General features: G+C 63.9%; 17 protein-coding genes and 1 pseudogene. 10 read left to right on the forward strand and 8 right to left on the reverse strand.

The genetic code is table 11. From position 1 onward, the window contains the following. Positions 1-23: 23 nt before the first annotated feature. The 4 genes from AB0L60_RS34190 to AB0L60_RS34205 form a co-directional block, all read right to left on the reverse strand. The gene (locus tag AB0L60_RS34190) at positions 24-326 is read right to left on the reverse strand and encodes a hypothetical protein (RefSeq protein ID WP_364622810.1); all 303 of its coding nucleotides are present in this window, start codon (positions 324-326) and stop codon (positions 24-26) included. Between the two features lie 361 nt (positions 327-687). Continuing rightward, complete coding sequence (locus tag AB0L60_RS34195; RefSeq protein ID WP_364622813.1) at positions 688-2898, reverse strand: DUF87 domain-containing protein; 2211 nt, start codon at positions 2896-2898, stop codon at positions 688-690. A gap of 44 nt (positions 2899-2942) precedes the next feature. Continuing rightward, on the reverse strand, positions 2943-4067 hold the full coding sequence (locus tag AB0L60_RS34200; RefSeq protein ID WP_364622816.1) for a hypothetical protein: 1125 nt from the start codon (positions 4065-4067) through the stop codon (positions 2943-2945). A gap of 113 nt (positions 4068-4180) precedes the next feature. Next, positions 4181-5311, reverse strand: coding sequence for a site-specific DNA-methyltransferase (locus tag AB0L60_RS34205; protein WP_364622819.1), 1131 nt, complete (start codon positions 5309-5311; stop codon positions 4181-4183). A 30-nt stretch (positions 5312-5341) separates the two neighbouring features. On the opposite strand from AB0L60_RS34205, the gene AB0L60_RS34210 reads away from it, so the two are divergent. Beyond that, positions 5342-5626, forward strand: coding sequence for a helix-turn-helix transcriptional regulator (locus AB0L60_RS34210; RefSeq protein WP_364622822.1), 285 nt, complete (start codon positions 5342-5344; stop codon positions 5624-5626). A gap of 723 nt (positions 5627-6349) precedes the next feature. Here AB0L60_RS34210 and AB0L60_RS34215 read toward each other — a convergent pair. The 3 genes from AB0L60_RS34215 to AB0L60_RS34225 all read right to left on the reverse strand — a co-directional run bounded on the left by AB0L60_RS34215 (position 6350) and on the right by AB0L60_RS34225 (position 8468). Continuing rightward, the gene (locus tag AB0L60_RS34215; protein WP_364622825.1) at positions 6350-6811 is read right to left on the reverse strand and encodes a transposase; all 462 of its coding nucleotides are present in this window, start codon (positions 6809-6811) and stop codon (positions 6350-6352) included. Positions 6812-7063: 252 nt separating this feature from the next. Then, positions 7064-7870: a hypothetical protein gene (locus tag AB0L60_RS34220; protein ID WP_364622828.1), complete on the reverse strand. Its 807-nt coding sequence runs from the start codon at positions 7868-7870 to the stop codon at positions 7064-7066. Beyond that, on the reverse strand, positions 7788-8468 hold the full coding sequence (locus tag AB0L60_RS34225; protein WP_364622831.1) for a GGDEF domain-containing protein: 681 nt from the start codon (positions 8466-8468) through the stop codon (positions 7788-7790). Before AB0L60_RS34225 ends, AB0L60_RS34220 begins: the two co-directional genes overlap by 83 nt. Positions 8469-9285: 817 nt before the next feature. Between AB0L60_RS34225 and AB0L60_RS34230 the strand changes: the two genes are divergently transcribed. From AB0L60_RS34230 to AB0L60_RS34265, 8 genes and pseudogenes are all read left to right on the forward strand, one after another. Continuing rightward, positions 9286-9483, forward strand: coding sequence for a hypothetical protein (locus AB0L60_RS34230; RefSeq protein ID WP_364622834.1), 198 nt, complete (start codon positions 9286-9288; stop codon positions 9481-9483). A gap of 641 nt (positions 9484-10124) precedes the next feature. Further along, a complete protein-coding gene (locus AB0L60_RS34235; RefSeq protein ID WP_364622838.1) occupies positions 10125-10499 on the forward strand; it encodes a response regulator in 375 nt (124 codons plus the stop codon). Then, a complete protein-coding gene (locus AB0L60_RS34240; protein ID WP_364622841.1) occupies positions 10489-10818 on the forward strand; it encodes a helix-turn-helix transcriptional regulator in 330 nt (109 codons plus the stop codon). The genes AB0L60_RS34235 and AB0L60_RS34240 overlap by 11 nt, the downstream gene beginning before the upstream one ends. 275 nt (positions 10819-11093) lie before the next feature. Beyond that, positions 11094-11327 (forward strand): annotated as a pseudogene (locus AB0L60_RS34245) (VWA domain-containing protein); the annotation flags it as partial. A gap of 170 nt (positions 11328-11497) precedes the next feature. Further along, entirely contained in the window at positions 11498-12511 is a 1014-nt protein-coding gene (locus AB0L60_RS34250; protein WP_364622844.1) for an alcohol dehydrogenase catalytic domain-containing protein, read from the forward strand. A 1543-nt stretch (positions 12512-14054) separates the two neighbouring features. Next, on the forward strand, positions 14055-15677 hold the full coding sequence (locus AB0L60_RS34255) for a long-chain fatty acid--CoA ligase (protein ID WP_364622847.1): 1623 nt from the start codon (positions 14055-14057) through the stop codon (positions 15675-15677). Between the two features lie 66 nt (positions 15678-15743). Continuing rightward, positions 15744-17036 (forward strand): helix-turn-helix domain-containing protein, encoded by a 1293-nt coding sequence (locus tag AB0L60_RS34260; RefSeq protein WP_364622850.1) that lies wholly within the window; start codon positions 15744-15746, stop codon positions 17034-17036. Between the two features lie 547 nt (positions 17037-17583). Continuing rightward, the gene (locus AB0L60_RS34265; protein ID WP_364622859.1) at positions 17584-17952 is read left to right on the forward strand and encodes an HNH endonuclease signature motif containing protein; all 369 of its coding nucleotides are present in this window, start codon (positions 17584-17586) and stop codon (positions 17950-17952) included. Here the strand turns inward: AB0L60_RS34265 and AB0L60_RS34270 are convergent. Beyond that, positions 17916-18305, reverse strand: a complete 390-nt coding sequence (locus tag AB0L60_RS34270) for a helix-turn-helix domain-containing protein (protein ID WP_364622853.1) — start codon at positions 18303-18305, stop codon at positions 17916-17918. The two genes, AB0L60_RS34265 and AB0L60_RS34270, sit on opposite strands and share 37 nt — an antisense overlap. 47 nt (positions 18306-18352) lie before the next feature. Here AB0L60_RS34270 and AB0L60_RS34275 point away from each other — a divergent pair, with 47 nt between their 5' ends. After that, complete coding sequence (locus tag AB0L60_RS34275) at positions 18353-18700, forward strand: FAD-dependent oxidoreductase (RefSeq protein ID WP_364622856.1); 348 nt, start codon at positions 18353-18355, stop codon at positions 18698-18700. Positions 18701-18739 lie beyond the last annotated feature (39 nt).

Raw genomic sequence — 18739 nt, forward strand, 5'->3', positions numbered from 1 at the left:
GTAACCATCGGGGTGTATCTCGGCTACTGGACCTGAGACTCGTGCACCGTTGGCGACTCGTGCACCGTTGGCCCGATCACGACGTGTGCGAGAAGCGCCGGCAGGTCGATACCCAGATGCCGGGTGACCTCACCCAGCGCGTTGTCCAGTGCCGCCCGCGTGGACCCCGGTCGGGGGTGTAGCCGCACAACCGTGTCCACCTCGCAGATTTCGACTTGGCAGACCTCCTCACCGCGGGCACACCCGGCGACCGGCCGCGGCGGACCGATCACGACATGGGCTTCAACGCCACAGCGGCTCAAACGGCCACTGATGAACATCTGCACGCCAGCGCTCCCCCTCGACCGATTACGGAACCGTCAATAGTTCGATGCCGCCACGCCAGCGGATTGCTCGACCCGAACCACCATCTGATGGCCGCTGACCCAGAAGTGCGATTCCGCCGTCCATGTGATATGTGTGTGCATTACCAGGAGAAGCGCATCCCGCGGCGACACCAGACAGTTTGTACCGCAGTCGATCTCACTGCTCACACCGCTGCGCCGTCCAGCCTCTTTCGCCCCTTCAGTTCCCTCGCTCTTCGCCCCCCTTGTTTGCCCCCATCAGAAGATGAAACAAGAACGCGCTAATGATCGCCTGTTTGGCCGGGCAGCCAGCGGCTACGACTTCCGCCCGGCGTGGCACGAATTAAAAGGGAGGCTCGTCGTCGTTCTGTTCGGTTTCGAACAGTGCATCGCCGTGCGCCTCACCCGATTTCGCTGCATCATTCGTGGCGAATTCCTTGAGCATGACCCACGTGCGAGTCTCGGTGCTGCTGCTAGATTTCGGACGCGGTACGGCAGTCCACTGGTCCGGATAGAGGCGGTCTAGAGCCTCCTTGACCAGTTTGAAACCCCAGCCCGAATCAGTCTTCGAACGTTTGGCATGCTCAGGTGCCTTCTCGGCCAACAGGAAGCCAATCCTTCCCCATTGGATTCCTTCAGGTGTTTTGATCCTCCGCTTGAATTCAGACTTGTCCCGAAGATGCGCGATGGCGATGGCGGCATCGTCGGCCGGCACCACGTCGCTGGATGCGCTGTCGCCGTCGTGGGGGTGGCTGGCAGCGAGACTTGCAGCGGCTTCGCGCGCTTCAGAACGACGCTCCTCGACCGCGGCGCGGGCCTTGGCTGCGAAGCTGTCGGGCACTGGGGCGTTGTAGTCGGGATCTGCCATCTCGTAGGAGTCCTCGAAGCTCAGGACACGTACGGAGACAGGGTAGGGACGCGAGTGGCGGTCAGTGCCAGGGGCGCTGGACCAATAGATACCGTTACCGACGAGCGGCTCGTTCAGCAGCGTGGCCAGCAGATCGTCGGAGAAGTGAGCGTTGGCCTTCTTCAGAGAGACGAGGTCTCCTTGAGACAGCAGATGAAAAACAAAGAAGTTGTCGCCCTGGCTTAGAAGTTCCTGGGGCAGGCTGCCAGGCTGCTGAGTAATCAGGAGGGCACCAAGGTCGTACTTGCGGCCTTCTTTGACCCAAGAAACGAAGGGGCCATCCTCGCTCTGGCTTGAGCCGCCAAGTACAGACTGTGCCTCCTCAATAACGGCGATGGTCGGAATTGACTTCGGATCAGCCTCGGTGAATTGAGTCTGGTTGTGCTCGAAGATGTCGCTGAGGAGAACACCCGCGAGCTGCAGTCCCTGCGCGCCGCGCATTTGGGAGATATCAACGACGCAAAGCTTGCCCTGCGAGAGGCAGTCCTTTAGGGCGCTCAAGAGCTGACTCTCGGGGTCGTGCAAGGCGTTGACGACACGGGTCATGTTGCCGACCGCAGCTTGGGTTTGCGCTTCCTCGCCTGAGTCGAGATGAAGAAGCTCCTGAATCTGGGAGCGGTCGGCTCCATACTTTTCGCGATAGATCAGGTCGACGAGGCGACTCCAGCTGGGACCATCGAGGGACTTGAGCTTGACGACGTTTTGCTGGTCCTGCTTTTCCGGTGGCAGCGCGATACCAAGGACTCGAGACGGACTTAGCTCCTTGATGTTGAGCTTTACCCCATTGACAACAAAAGAATCGTAGAACTCACTGGGGCCTCTGCGGTTGGTGAAGACTACCAGCTTGTCACGCAGATGCGGCACGTCGCACAGTGCCGGACGACCCTTGAAGTCAGGCCAGAAATACTCACCGTCCGGGTCGAAGATAATTGTGCCAACAGGAGCTTTTCCGATGCGGCGATCTACAGTGGGCTGCTCCTTGTACAGGGCGGAAAAGAGCAGCTTAACCAGGTTCGACTTGCCGAATCCGGCGCGGGCAAAAACGAAGCTTCGACGAGCAACCAACTTGCCGATCTGGAAGGTTGGCATGATCGTGGGATGCTGGACCTGCATCCAGGATGTATCACCCACACGCTTATCATCGCCCGCATAGACGAACTCGCCGAATGCGAGGTACCCAATGGGAACGGCCCCGTTGTCTGTGTCATTGGCATTGACAACTTCGGCGAGTAGGTCGTCGCCAAGAAGTGCAACCTGGGCGCCGACGTGAGGCAGGCGCCGGTGGCTGGGAACAAAGATATGCTTGTCGCCATCCTGACGAAGCACACCGAGGATACGGATATCGACCTTGTACTTCAGATAGCGCTCGCGCAACTCGTCAGGTATCGGACGCTGGTCCCGCACCGCACGAGTAGCGTAGTCCTCACCGATAGGAGAGACGAGGCGTCCTTGAGAAGCGATGGTCGTGATCCGGCCGAGGATGGCTTCGCGCTCGTGTTCGAGCTGGACAAGGACGAATTGACCGTGCATAGCCATGCTCTGAAAGTCGTCATGGTGTGGCAGGACAAGATCGGCGTGGAACTCCATGCCGCTCTCGGAGAAGCCGCGGAAAGTGCCTACAACTTTTTCACGCTCAAACAGGCTCATATGTGTTCTAGCTCCACGAGGGTGGGGACGGGCAGAGTGAGGTGTTACTCGTAGCGACGGGCAGCGACGTCGGAGGCCAGCCGCAAGGCGTCGATGACCGGAGCCTTGTCCTCACCGACCTGGTCGCGAACAGCATCGACAAGCTGATCTTCAATGATGTCTAGGTCTAGATCAGCAACGCGGGAAAAGCTGTCCGCCTGCTGAATACAGTTCGGGTAGAGCGGAATCGGGAAGCCGGCCACCGCATCAGCCTGCAGGTAACCGAAGATGGCCTGGGCTTCTCTGTCCTGACGGGACATTATGTCGACAGTCCAGATGGGATCGCCTGAATGCGGACCGAAACGGACGAAGTACATCGAGCCGAAGTTGAACTTCGGCTTCTCGCCCTGAGATTCGTCCTTGACATCCCGCGTGTACTCGTCCCACACATACGCCTTGTCGAGCATTTCGGCGGGAACCTTCGCGAAGCTGGCGGCGCCATTATCGAACACCCCTGACAGCGAGATCGCGAGCCGGTAATACTCAAGGACCTGTGTCTTCTTTGCCAGCCCCACCAGCCACACTCTGCGCCTGTCTCGCTGCCAGATCCGCTCGATGGCATCGTACATCTGCTCGCCGAGCTTCACGAAAAGGTCGCCGCTGAAGATCTTGCTGCGGAGCAAGCCGTCGCGGACGATCAGAGTATCCACCGCATAGTCACGATGGCAGACCAGATCATACAGCGTGGCCCACTCACAAAGGTCGCGGAAAACCAGGACCCAGCTTGACGACTTCCCGGACATCATCGGCGAGAGGCCCTTCAGCGTGTCCACACCGAGCCCGTGCATCATCTGCCCAAGAGCTGTGCGCGGGCTGCCGTCATCATCAAACTGACGCCGCCCCAAGTCCTCGATATCGGAGATCGGGGAAACGACCTCCAGACATAGCTCCTTGCCGTTGGAGTCCACAACGCGGACCACCTGAAGCTGGAAGGGGTTGAAAGCGACCCTGTTGTTGCCGCCGTCGGAGGCCATCAGTGCCACAGACGTCGCCGCCCGTGGCTTGATCACCTTGACCGCGGAGCGGATGGCGTGGGCCTGCTCAACCAGCTTGTCCAGCTCCACGCGACCAGCTTCGACTTGATCGCCGATCAGCTGCTTGAGCTGCTTGATTTGGTCCGCGTCAAACATATCCCACCCTGTGCTCAGTTTTCACCGATAAGCAGCCAACTCGTATGGCGCATAGGATGATACGCGCCGCCGCCAGTTCTCCTCACGATGCTGTGAAACGTCCGAGTTGCTCTCTAGTGGGACACTCCGATCAGCTTTGCAACGATGTCGATCTCGTCAACTGCCGAGCCAGCCTTGCCGAACTGCTCGGCCTGCCGGGCCCGCTTGGGAGGTATGCCAGCCTGCCGCACGTCCTGAACGATCCATCCCGCCTTCGCGTGCTTTATCGAAGCCAACAGCATCTGTGTCGGGTCGGTGCGGGCCGACGGAAGAGCGCCGAACCTGATCGCAAGGTGCGCACCCGGACTACATCTGCGAGCGGTGGCCGCCCACACGTCCGCCAGGGCCTCGATAAAGGCTTCCTGGCTTGGCTGACGGGCGATCTGGCCGTGAGTACCGTAGAGAACCTCCGCCGGACCGCCAAGGAACCAGAGGCGCAGCCACTGATCGGGCACGTAGGTACGCATGCCGTAGTACGGAGGTGAGGTGACTACGAGATCGAAGCGCTGCCGCAGGCCGTTGAGGGTTTCGACGGAATCGCCCAGGTAGACCCGTCCGCCACGGGCGATGGGTGCTGCGTCCAGTAGCCGTGCCGCCCGCCGTTCGATCACTTCCAGGGCAGGAATGCGCACCGGCTCCATATCGCGCTGTTTCCAGAACCTCACCGCGTAGGCAGGTTTGGAAGCATAGGTCCGCGGCATTTGGTTCGACAGATATGAAGGGAGGACCTTGTTCCGAGGACCGTGCAGAATCCCCAGTAGCACCGCACGCAGCATCGCAGCTGTCGGAGTGGTCATCTGAAGCAACGCCTCCCGCAGCGTTACCAGTTCGCGTAGCGTCTCTCGCTCGTAGCACCACTGCCAGAACTCACCTTCGGGCTCATTTGCTGGCGTACCGCTGTCCAGGATTTGCCGAGCGAGGCGAACTACCGCACCTGGAGTGACCTGGATGAGCTTGGCCTGTGCGATGGCGGCCGCGACAGGGTTGATGTCGATACCGACAGCTGGCAGCCCAGACAGACGGGCGGCGTAAAGCGTTGTGCCCCTTCCACAAAACGGGTCGAGCACCCGTGTAGCCCCCGGCGAGGCGGCCAACTGCTGGAGGGGGAAATCCAGCGGAAACATCGTGTAGTACGGGCAGATGGCATTCAGACGCAGCGAATCTTCAGACCAACCGAGAGCAGGAGGTGCTGCGGTACCCGTCATAGTTATTATCATACAGGTATAGTTATACCCATGTCACGCAGGAGGCTCGACGCCGTCGCCCAGCGCCGCGGGCAGCAGCTTGCCTCCTGCCTGAAGCAAGCGCGTTATGCATCAGGTCGCTCGGCGGAAGCCGTCGCGTCTAGCGCAGGAATCTCGGTGGAAACCGTGCGTAGCATCGAGAAAGGTCGCACGCCTACACCGGAGTTCTTCACCGTCGCCGCGCTGGCCACCGAGCTTGGATTATCACTTGACGAGCTGTACGCGTCCGTCCGCCGGTCGACTGTGCCCTCTGAACATCGTGGCGGTCCGCGCTAGATCAACCCGGACGCGGATTACAAGCCCCACAGCTCGAACGAGACGGAGCCGACCAAGGCTGATGCCGAGTGAATACCTAGACCATCGGTGTCGGAACCTACTGAGCGGTTGGATCATCCCCGACACCACCAACTTTCGCTATCGCTTCCAACGAGCGAATTGCCTGGCCAGCTCACGTCATTAACGATTCGTCGACCATAGTCCGTATGCCCAATGATCGAGAATGACGAGCCTGAAGCCGTTCTGTCCCACTAAGGCCAAGGCTCGCGGCGGATGCTACTCCGTCGGCAACCCGTCCGCAGTAGCATCCGACGCCGCCAATCTCGCCAACGTCACCAGCGAAAAAACCGCCTGGTCAACTCACTTGCCCAATGCTGGCCAACGCCAGTCCGATTCATCCAAACGTCAAGATCGGCGACCTTAAAATCCGCCCAGGTGACGTTCTGCGCGCTAGCCGAACACGCGGTGCAGCGGGATCGCGGCGGTGGCCATCTGGTGGCCGCACGGCGTGCGCGCCACCGAACGATGCCTGGTCGCAAGGACGCTGGGTGAACATGCCTGATGTGTGTGACGTGCGCGGATGATCCAGATGCGAATCTGGGGGTCAAGTGGTCGCAGGTTCAAATCCTGTCAGCCCGACCAAGAAATCCCCTCCGACCAGGGTCGGAGGGGATTTTTTCTGCCACCGAACTCGACCAAAATCGGCCGTTTCTCACAGAAATCTCACGTTTCGGCCGCTCTCCCCGCGCCCACCGCTCGAGAACCTCGCGGTTGTCGGGTGCGGTTTCGGGGATGTCGATGTAGTGAGCCTTGGCCACGATCTGCCCGCACCCGCCGCAGATTCGTCGACCGCATGGCCGCCAGCGCGACCGATTGGGCGTCGACCGGGTCGGTTTTGCGGCCGTTGCCGGTCGCGAAAAAGCGCACCTGCGCGGACAGTTTCGCGGGGACGTCGATCACGGTCTCGCCGTCGTGGATCAGCCGGTGGGCCAGATGCCGGCCGACACCGTTGCATCCCTCGACCGCCCAGACGCGATCTGGGAATTGTTTTGCGGTGGTGACCATCTCGCCGTAGCCGGCCGCGTCGGTGCCGTAGCGGCCGGTCGCCAGTATCGTCGCGGACTGGTCGATGATATCGATGGTGGCCGACCGTTTGTGGGGGTCCATCCCGATGATGACCGTCACCGGCATTCTTCCTGGATCTTCGAACGAACAGGTGTCCGTGCAGGAAGGCACCGCTACTTCGAGCCAGGGCAGACCCCTTTCCAGCCACGCCCGCACGGTAACCCGGTGGGACGCAAGCCATGAGCGAGCCACAACCAACCACTGGCGGGCAGCCGATTAGAGAGCCTCCCACCGGGTACCTGGACTCGATCCTGGCCGGAACCAAGCCCAGACACCAGTCTTAAGTAGCCGATGACCGAGTGTGTGCGTGCCTCACCATCCGCCGTCGAACAGGGCCGAGAGGCCGGGTACCGGGTCCGCTGCGTTGGTCGTGTTCGCCACCACGACAGCGATTACGATCAGCGACAACAACGCTGACAGAACACCGAATGACGCCAACACGCACCTCGTTCGCCTGTCGGACTGCACCGTGTCCGCAAACCTCTTCCACAACACCACGCTCATAACGACGAGAACGATCGCCACGATCGCGGCAACCACGGCCATCGCCACGTGATATCGAGAGAAGTCGGTGATCATTACGTCGAGGGCAGGCGGGGTTCGGCCACCCGCGCTCGGGGAGTCGGCCAGCCGGTGCTTGACTTGGTTGAGCGTATCGGCGAGTTCTCCGTCGGTTGCGCCGCCCGTCAGCATCGGCAACAGCGAGGCGAAGGGCGCCACCGCGCCCTGGATGTTGGCCATCGCCATCATCAGGGAAAGTAGCGCGAATGTCGTGGCAAGAATGCCGGCCGACGCGAGGCCGAACCTCATGCCCACCCCGAGACCGCTGGCCTTCAGGAATACCTTCCAGAGAAGAATACTGAGTACGACGAGCACGATCAGCAAGATTGCCGCGATCACGGCCTTGGCCGCGTGGTAGCGGAACCAGTAATCGATAATCCTCTGCAAGCTCGGAGAGAAACCGGATTCGCCGGACCTCCAATACTCGACGAACGCCGTACGGAATGCTTCACGGAGGTCGCTCTCATCGCCGAAGCTATCGCCCGGCCCACTCGCGGCCAGTATGCGCGGGGCGATCACGAAGGCTATGCCGAGGACCGCAGCAAGGGCGACGAGCATTGCGAGTACGCGACCGGCGATACCTGTGGACAGCGACGGGGCTGGGGGACTGGACAAGGAGATACCCTCCGGTTCTATCGAGTGCGCAGACAGCGCGTAAATCTGCCGAGGCGTCTCGCTGACATCGCGGCGTCCGGCCAGCGCCGGCCCAGCCCGGAATTTGCCCGGACCTCTGCACAACTGCCAGCGATCCTGCTTCTGCGCGGCGCGCCCCCGCCCCTGCCGGCATGATCCGACCGCGCTGGTTCCGCTCACGTCGCGACGACCACCGTGTTTCCACCCAGCTGTTTCGCGCGGTACATCGCGGCGTCGGAGCGGCGGATGAGGTCCTGAAGAGTGGGGCCCACTGGTCCGCTGTCGACAGAGACCCCGACACTCGCGGTGACCGGACCGCAGTCCGATTCAATGGGCACATTCGCTCGGCTTCGGCCAGGCGCGTGAGGATAATGAACTCCTCACCGCCGCTGCGGGCGACTACCGTGCCCGATGGAACGCTTGCCCGAAGACAAGTCGCGACCCGAACCAATGCCTGTTCACCGGCGGAGTGGCCGAAGGTATCGTTCAAGTTCTTGAACCGGTCCAGGTCGACGGTTATCAAACCGAGCGGCCCGCAGGCGCGAGGCTCGATGTACTGTCGAGCAGCCGAGCAGCGCTACCGCGGTCCCAGCGCAGAATCCAGTGAGTATCCTTCGTGATCGCATGCGCCGAAGCTATCGACTTCCAACCGAACCCGGCATCCGGGAAACCCCCGACCTCAGCCCTGAACCTGGCAACATGCTGTTCCTGGCGATGCAGACTCCGCGACACGCGAATCACCTACACCAGCAACTGATTTCGGCCGACTACAACGTCCGCCATCGACGGTATATCCGGCTTCGGAGAAGCGAATCCGCTTGAATCGTCAGTGTTCCCCACGAAAACCTCTGGTCACCACCATTCCCATCCCTATAGTGCCCCGCCGGCACCCAGGAGTCGCCGATCGGAAGCCGACCTGAGGGTTTGGTGGTGGTCCGCACCGAGGGATGGCGCGGATCGTTATCTGCTGCGTGCGCATGGGGTGGCGTGTCTTGCGCGGACGCGTGTGCAGGTCACCGCCTGGTGCGGATGCCCGGGATCGGTGCGTCTGTGGAATGAGGACCATCAGTGATCCCGCCTTGGTGACAGCGCGCCCAGGCACTCCGAGGACGGCCTGACGCCACGCAACGATGCAGCTGGGAGACGAGAATGTCCCGGCAGCAATGAGAACTGTAGGAGCCCCAAGCCCGATCGGCCGCGTTCTCAACTCAACTGTTGCCTTCCCATGGCCGTGTCGACGCTCGTCACGACGATCGACCAGCAGACCCAACGCGACCAGCTCCGGATCCGCCTGTACACGACGCAGATTCGGTGACCCGCAACGCTGCCAGCGCGACAGAATGCGCATCGACCGGGTCGGTTTTGCGTCCGTTGCCGATGGCGAACACCCGCACCTGCGCCGACAGTTTCGCGGGCACGTCGACGACGGTCTCCCCGTCGGCGACCAGCCGGTGCGCCACATGCCGGCCGACACCGTCGCAACCCTCGATCGCCCACACACGCTGCGGGAATCGTTGTGCGGCGGTCAGGCCCGATGAGGGGCCCGGTGTTGAGGTGGTTGTAGACGGTCTCGGGGCTGATGCCGAAATGCCTGGTGCGGGCCGCTCTTTCGGGCATGTGACCTTTCGTGCCAGAAACTGTTGTTTTCGTGCCGTCACGGTATGGCTGCTGTAATCGGCCGCGTGGCACTGGCTACGGTCTCGAGCGGATGGCCGGAAGGACGCTGGTACGAGCTGGGATGAGCAGCCGTCCCAGCTGTCCTTGGGGCTGTCTGGACCGCCCGCCCTGGCGGTCCTGATCGGTGCTGTCCTGTTGAGCCCAGGGCTGTTGCCGTACACGTAAAGTGCTCGGAAGGGCGGCGGGACAGCCTGCAGGCGGAAACGTCCTGTGCCGCCGCCCTTCCCGGGCGTGCTCAGCACTCGACGACCTACCCTGACTGTTCGTCCGTGTGGACCTCGGGGGCCGACAGCTCGCCAGGAGCCAGGAGCCAGGAGCCAGGAGCCAGGAGCCAGGAAGGCTACGGTCGTGGGCCTTTCGGTGTCGAAGGTCCCGCATCGGGGTGTCGTTGGCATCGTGTGGACCCTGCCGCGGTTGGTGCATCGTAAAGCGATGACCAGCCCGTCCGGTCTCGTCGGCCCGTCCTCGTCTCGGCGCCATCCGATCCGCGTGGTGCTCGTCGATGCCCACCGCACCGTCCGTGAGGCTGTCGCCGACCTGCTCGAGATCGACCCGGTCGTGGCGGTGGTCGGCCGACACCCTCGACCGGGCTCTCGTTCTGATGGCCGGCCTCGAGCCCGACGTGGCCGTCATCGACCCCCGCCTGCCTGACGGCGACGGCCTCGACCTGTGCCCGCACCTGCAGGCCAGCGGGGCGGGGACCCGTTGCCTGATCCTGACCTGCGATACCGAACCCGATGCGATGCTGGCCGCTGTCGAGGCCGGCGCGGCCGGATACATCGTCGAGGACCTCACCGACCTGGCCCCTGGGCGACGTGGTCAAGGCCCTCGCTGCCGGCCGGTCACACCTGGCCCACAGCCCGGCTGTGCGGCATGAAGCCCGCCGCCGCCGCGGCGACCAGGTCCCGGCGTTGACGACCATGGAGACCGCGATCATGCTGCTGGTCGCCGACGGGCTCACCGACAAACAGATCGCCGACCGGTTGTTCTTCACCGAGCACACCATCGACGGCTACATCACCCAGGTGCATCGCAGACTTGGCCTGAACACCCGCGCCCAACTCCGCGCCCACGCCGGGATAAAAGCCGGGTCCCGCAGAGGTGGGCTGCCAGGTGTTTCCGTCGCGCGTCGCCCGCGCGGGCGACTCCGGAACTCATCTGTGGCAGCACGCTGGATCGATAGCCAAACCGGTTAGCGAACCCGTCCCATCCTCACGACCTCCCAGCCACTACCGCAGATCGTTTCCCGAGTCGCCTCGCGTGGAAGCGACGTCGCGCCAGCTCGTCACCGAGGTTACCGCACATAGTGTGTCATTATCTGCGGTAAATCCTTTGCACCGGATTTCACGAAAATGGGCGGCAGCGCCACGACACAACATTGAAAGTCGTTGTTGGACCGGGAGAGTGACCATATGCGGCGGCCTAGCGCCGGATTTCACACACTTGGACCTCAACCCCCGATTACTACCGGAACCCCGGCTGGGACAGCGATGCGCCCGATGTCCTTGCCCGTGCGATGGCCCGGATCCGACGCCGGGCTTGGCGGGTCATCTGGCTCAATCCCCGTGCCGGCGACTCCCGATTCCAGCCGACAACCGGTGCGATGGCGGCGGCCCTGCCGTACTGCGACATCATGATGCCCGCGCACACGCTGGCGGGTATGCATGCGTTCATGCAAGCTCTGGCATCGACGATTGTCACCTGATGCGAGACCGACCCGTCGACGGTATCGCTCGGCTTATGATTCTCACGGCATCGTTTTGGACCGGTGCATTTGGTGCCCGATACCGTTCGAGAATTCCCGGCGCGGCTGCCTCGATCCTGTTGCGGTGAGGTTGCCGACGCCGCCGCTTCCCAGGGAAAGCGAGGATACCGATGTCCACTCATCAGGCTGTTCACGTGGAGTCCGCCGGTGCGGCGTTGAAACTGGTCGATGTCGAAACCACGTCACCGCCTCGCGACCACGTGCGCCTCGCGGTCTCCGCGTGCGGGATCTGCGGCACCGACCGTGCGTTCGTCAGCGGCGGGTTCCCGAACTTGACGTGGCCGCTGACACCGGGGCATGAGATCGCGGGCACGATCGCCGAACTCGGTCCAGGTGTCGACAACTACGCCGTTGGAGACCGTGTCGCAGTGGGCTGGTTCGGTGGGCATTGCGGCAAGTGCGTCCCATGCCGGAAAGGCGACTTCATCAACTGCCGGAACATTCAGGTCCCCAGCTGGCAGTACCCCGGCGGATACGCCGAGTCGGTGACCATTCCGGCCAATGCACTGGCCCGCATCCCTGATGGGCTCTCCCTGGCCGAGGCCGCGCCGATGGGTTGTGCCGGAGTCACCACCTACCACGCGCTTCGCGAAACCAGGGCGGTGCCCGGCGACCGCGTCGCCATTCTGGGGATCGGTGGCCTGGGCCACCTCGGCGTGCAGTTCGCCCGCGCGATGGGCTTCGAGACGATTGCGATCGCCCGCGGCGCGGATAAGGCCGAGGACGCCCACGCGCTCGGCGCCCACCACTACATCGACTCGACCGCAAACGACGTCGGTAAAGCGATGCGCGGGCTCGGCGGTGCGTCGGTCGTTCTGGGAGCCGTGGGCAGCGCCACCGCGATGGCCGAAACGGTCGGTGGACTGCTACCGCGCGGTGAGCTGATCGCCATCGGCATCAGCGCCGAGCCACTGTCGATCAGCCCGACACAGCTGATCATGGCCGGACTCAGCGTCACCGGCCACGCCTCCGGCACTGCCCGCGATATCGAGGAAACAATGCAATTCGCGGTCCTATCCGGCGTGCGCACACGAATCCAGGAACGGCCACTGGATCAAGCCGCCGAGGCATATGCCGCAATGGACCAGGGACGGGCCCGATACCGCATGGTCCTCACGGTCTGACCGATCAGGGTCGGCCGCAGCACAGTGCCGATCCGACAGCGGCTGATCGCCTGGGCCCCGGCATCCGCGCGGCCTCTCTCGCGTGGTCCCGCTCAGGAATCGGCCGTCGGTTCGCCGTCGTAATCGTCGACCAAAGTTATGGTGACTATCTTCGCCATGGACTGCCCTTCCGTATGGAACGTGGTCGGGGCAGCGAGCGGTGCCCGCAATCCACCCCCGATCCCAGCGACATTACAGCGCAGAAATGATTTGGCACCCTTCCTTCCCGGCCGCGACCTCCGCAACCATGGTGCATTTGCATTCGTGGTATGGATCGCTGAAATTGCCTGTGGCGGACTAAATTTTGGCTCGATGAACTGCCTCCGGTGACAGCACCTCCACCCGACTGCACGTGATCCCGCCCGAGTGCCGGGCTGCTAGGTGGCACACCGTAACTCGGTGCGCAGGGTTGCTCGGCGCGGCAGCGGTGGGCACGCTCCTTCCCTGGGCCTCTGTTCGCCTTCGGTGTCCAGCTTCCGTCGGACCGCGGTCCCGGCCGCCGGGAGCCAGCGCGGTGCCGCGCCGGTTCAATCAGTCCGCCAACAGAATCCGAGCGCCACCGGGTTGGGCCTCGATTCGGCCGGTGAGCGTGTCTTCTCCGTGTCGGACCGCGCGTCATAGCCAGCGAACGGTCCACCGTGCCGGGCGTGCGTGATCGTTGTCGACGAGCCGTGATCGCCTTGGCGGCGGCGAGCAACCTACGGTACCGTAGGTTCCGGCACTATTGATGATGTGCTCGAGCCGAGCGTGCCTCACCCGCCGGTGAGAACGCAGGTGGCGAAGCTGGACGCCGGTAGCGACAGCGATTCGACCAAGACGTCCGAAGATCGCGGAATGTCTTGTCGACCAACGAAATTCACGCGCTGACTGCCTCGTGCCCGTAGGCATCGGCCGACCATGTCGTACCGGTGTTCAGGAGAACCGCCTTGAAAAGAGCCCTTGTCGTCGCCGCAATCGCCGTCCCGATCGCATTCGGAGCGGGTACCGGATTTGCCCACGCCGACACCGACCCAGCATGCGCTTCCGCAGGCGCCAGCGACTGCCCCGCACTCGGGCCCATCCAGAACCCCAGCAGCTGGAGCGCCGCCGCTATCGACCCCGAACCCGGCGACCCGTGGTAGAAGACACCCGTCGAGTGCCCGGCGCCGAACCCCTTCCAGGGCTTGGCGTCGTGATCGCCCGCTCAGGGCAATTCACTCGGTATCCGCTTCCTGATCGCACGACTGCGTGAACTGCTGGCCGACGGCAGCCGGCCAGAGTGCCGGACCCGCAAACTCGGCAGCCGGATGGCCCCAAGGGAGTTTCGCCGGCCGCAGTCCGCGAGCGCGGCGAACGACAACGGCAGCGGACCCAATGAGAACACAGCCGTTTTAGTGACGCGAGCACAATCGGCGGCGGCACTATTGTCGCGGAGTGCTGAGCGCGTTGTGATCGACGTCTCCTACGGTGTCCTGCGGTGGCCGGCCGGTCACCGGATCAGCGGCAGGAAGCGGAGCACTTCTCGATGTTGAGCACGATGCACGACACGCCGTTGTCGATCGGGCAACTGGTTCGATACGGCACCACGGTTCACTCCCGGAGTTCGGTGACCACCTGGGGTGAGTCGGGGCCCGTCACGGTGCCCTTCGGCGAGCTGGGCGGACGCGCGGCGCAGTTGGCGCACGCGCTGGCGGATCTGGGTGTGCGCGGTGACGACCGCGTGGCCACGTTCATGTGGAACAACGCCGCGCACATGGAGGCGTATCTGGCGGTCCCCGCCATGGGAGCGGTGCTGCACCCGCTGAACATTCGCCTGTTCCCCGAGCAGCTGGTCTTCATCGCCAACCACGCCGAGGACCGGGTCGTCATTGCCGACCAGTCCCTGCTGCCGCTGCTACTGCCGTTGTTGCCGCAGCTGACCACAGTGGAGCACCTGATCGTGGTCGGCGAGATCGACGCCTCGCAGGTTCCGGACTGGATCACCGTGCACCTCTATGACGAGCTGCTGTCGAGTCGTCCCACCGAGTTCGACTGGCCCCTGCTCGACGAGCGCTCGGCCGCGGCCATGTGTTACACCTCGGGCACCACCGGTGACCCGAAAGGTGTTGTGTACTCACACCGTTCGATCTGGATGCACTCGATGCAGGTGTGCATGACCGACGGCATGGCGCTGGCGCAATCCGATCGCGCGCTGGCCATCGTGCCCATGTTCCACGCCATGTCGTGGGGGCTTCCCTACGCGGCCTTCATGATCGGGGCCTCACTGCTGATGCCCGACCGGTTCCTGCAGCCACAACCGCTGGCCGCCATGATCGAGCAGTGCCGCCCGACCATGGCCGCGGCCGTGCCGACGATCTGGCAGGGTTTGCTGGGCTACCTGGCCGAGCACCCGCAGGATCTGTCGAGTCTGCGCGAAGTGGTGGTAGGCGGTTCGAGCTGCCCACCCGGATTGATGCGCGACTTCCACGAGACGCACGGCGTCCACATCACCCATGCCTGGGGCATGACCGAGACCTCCCCGCTCGGTACGGTCGCCCGCCCGCCGGCCGGGATCCCCGAGGAGCAGGCATGGGACCTGCGCTGCACCCAGGGCCGTGTGGTGGCGTCGGTCCAGGCGCGCCTGGTCGACGACGACGGCGTGGAGCAGCCCTGGGACGGCCGCAGTGTCGGTGAACTCCAGGTCCGCGGCCCGTGGATCACCGGCAGCTACTACGGCATCGACGCGGCCGACAAATTCGACGACGGCTGGCTGCGCACGGGTGATGTCGGCACCATGACCGATACCGGATTCCTGCGACTCACCGACCGTTCGAAGGACATCATCAAGTCCGGCGGCGAATGGATCTCCTCGGTCGAGATCGAGAACCACGTCCTGGACCACCCCGCCGTGCTCGAGGCGGCGGTCATCGGCGTGCCCGACCCGAAATGGGACGAGCGGCCGCTGGTGGCCGTCGTGCTGCACCACGGATCCACCGCCACCGCGGCCGACTTGCGCGAGTTCCTCACCGGCCGGGTCGCGCGCTGGCAGCTGCCGGAACGGTGGGCCTTCGTCGCCGAGGTCCCCAAGACCAGCGTCGGCAAGCTGGACAAGAAGCGGCTGCGGCAGGACCACACCGACGGGCGGCTCGAGGTCGTCGAACTCCACTGAGCCCGCCTTCCCGCACCGTGACCGGCCCCGGGGAGCTCTCCCTGCGAGCAGGTAGATTCTGCCGGCATGGAGGTCGAGTGGTCGCCGGTACGGGAACCGGCCGCGCAGCGCGTCTGGCGGCTGGTGCTGCGGCCGATCGCCGGACAGCTGCGTGCCTGCGCCGACGAGCTGGCCGAGCGCGCCGTCGCTCGCATGCGGGCCGAGATGCCGTCGCTGTTCGCCGACGCACAGGCGATCGAGGAGCACCGCGTCAGCACCAGGGCCCATCTCACCCAGCTCGCCGACACGCTCGAACTCGCCGATGATCCCCAGCGATTCGAGCTGCCGGGGTCGACCCTGGGAATCATGCGGTCCGGGGTCCGGCGGCAGATCGCCCTCCCGGACCTGATGCGGTTCTACCGCCTGGCCTACGAGCAGGTGTGGCAGTGGATGTTCACCCGCGTGGTCGCCGAGACCGAGAACGCCGAAGAGCAGGCGGCAGCGCTGGAATTGGCGACCCGCTGGCTGTTCGCCTACACCGACGGGGCGATGGTCCGCGGCGAGCACGCCTACGAACTCGAACGTGAAAGCTGGATGCGCAGTGCGGCCGAGGCGCGGGCCGCGGCCATCGAGGACATCCTCGCCGGCCGAGAGGGCGATGTGGCCCGGGCCTCGACCCGGCTGCGCTACGAGGTCAACCGTCACCACCTCGGTGTCATCGTCTGGCTGGAACGGGTGCCCGACCACGATGCTCAACCTGAACTCGGCGATGCCCTGGCCGAGCTGGCCCGGGTATTCGAGGCCGAGTCCGTACTGAGCCACCACCTGGGCTCACTGGCTCTGGCTGGGTGGGTCAGCCGCCGAAACCCATTCGGCGCCAATGATATCGACACGGTCGTAGCGGCGGGCGCGGCGACGATCCCCCCGGGCGTCCGGATCGCTTTCGGCGAGCCCTGGCACGGCCTGTCCGGGTTTCGGCAGAGCCACGTGCAAGCCATACACGCGCGGCGGGTGGCGTCGCTGCTCGGCCCCCGCGCGGAGGATCGGCTCCGCTACCGCGACATCGCCGTCGCCGCGCTGTGCACCACCGACCTCGACCACGCGCACGCCTTCGCCCGCAACGTGCTGGGACCACTGGCCGACGACGACGAAACCACCTACCGCCTCGCGATGACCCTGTCGGTATACCTGGAGGAGAACCGCAGCCGCCGCCGGGCGGCCGAGCGACTCACCGTGCACCCCAACACCATCAGCTACCGCGTCCACCAGGCCGAGGAGATCCTCGGCCGCAGCGTCGACACCGATACCCTGGACCTGCGGCTAGCCCTGGCGATCCTGCCGACGTTGCCGGGACTGCCCTCCGGCACGGCCCCATGGTGAATTCTGAAGAGTCCAGGCCCTGGTAGCTCTGGTTGCGAGCCTTGCCAGGCCTCGGAAACGATGGCCGGAGAAGGTGGGTTCGCGGTAGGCGACATCGCCGACCAACCTCCGAACCCCCGCCAACAAGCTGGTGTTCGAAGTCGGCGTTCGAACTCGGACCACCGCTCGTGTGCGGACTGGCGGGTCATGCCCCGTGGCCGGCAGTCGCGACAGCTGAAAGGCTTTGAGCGTGAAGTGGTCTACCCGGCGCCGAGACAGCCCACCCCCGGACAGGTCCGCGGCTGGCAACAACCTCGTCTACGCCCACCGGCCGGCGGGACGCCTCGCCGAGGCCGGCTCCCTGTTCGAGCGCACCCTGACCGATTCCGAACCGGTCCCTGGCCCCGACCACCGACGATGTGTCGTCCATAGCGCTCCCCGCACTGGTGGATGGGTCGATTTGACCATCGCCTGTAGCCGCTGCGAGATCAACTACGACGCTGGATTCAGCGGTCGGTTTCAAGGGTGCCGAGAACGACTCAGGTGTATTCCCAAACCGCTGCGGCGCGTGATCTGTTCGCCGGGATCGCTGTGCGTCTATTGTGGTGCGCTCGCGACATGCATCGATCATGTTCGACCGGTCGCTGCTGGTGGTGACAGTTCTGCCGGCAATCTCGAACCGTCGTGCGCTCAATGCAACCTGGATAAGAACTGCCAGACGCTCGCGCACAAGATCAGAACACCGCTGATCATGCCAACTATGAAGCGCCCCAGTACATCCCGATCTGGGTCAATCACGAGATGCCGAGCCAGAACCAGGCTTCAGGCGGAAGCGACACGCGGGTGTCGTGCTTTTGCTGTTGTGTCCGGCTCTGCGGACGGATGCCACCGGGTCGTGGATCACGAACGGCACCAGCCCATCTGGACAGTCTCCTGACCTGGAGACGGATCGATCAACTCGGTTTCTCTGGCGAAATGCTCTGTCCACCTGCATGCGACGGCAATGGGTTCGAGCAAGGATCGCCCCAGCGGCGTCAACTCGTACTCGACTCTGGGGGGATGTTCGTCGTAGCTGGTCCGCGTGATCAGCTTCGAATCCTGCATCGAGCGTAACGATTCGGTGAGAACTTTCGGCGTGATCCCGAGCAGCACTGTTTCCAGCTCCGAGAATCGGCGGGGACCGCCCGCCAGGCTCACCACGATCTTCGCTGTCCATTTTCCGCCGATCTGGATCGGTGGCCTAATCGGGAGGCAATTCGCGAACATGCCGGGATCCAACGGGTCTTTCATGTTCCTATCGTTGCAGTAAGGGACACCTCTGGGTCTAGCGTCGCGACATGAACGTCGATGTGATCATTGTCGGAGCCGGGCCGACCGGGCTCACCCTTGCAACCGAGCTGCGTTTGGCCGGCGTCTCCACGGTCGTGCTGGAGCGCCTGAACGAACAGAGCGGGCAATCCAAAGCGCTCGGACTGCAACCACGTACAGCCGAGCTCCTCGAGTCGCGCGGGCTGCTCGACGGGGTCATCGATCGGGCGATCCAGCGGGTACCGGCAGGCCATTTCGCCGGAATCCAGCTCGATTTCAGAGCCTGGGACACTCCACACCCCTACATGATCGGCATCCCTCAGAGCCTGGTGACAAAGCGTTTGGTCGGTAAAGGCCAGCTCGCCGAGATGCCTTGAGCGGGAGCGTGTTCAGAAGAGTCCGGGCGATCAACCCGT

It is taken from the genome of Nocardia sp. NPDC051981 (genome assembly GCF_040680715.1).
GTDB lineage: Bacteria > Actinomycetota > Actinomycetes > Mycobacteriales > Mycobacteriaceae > Nocardia.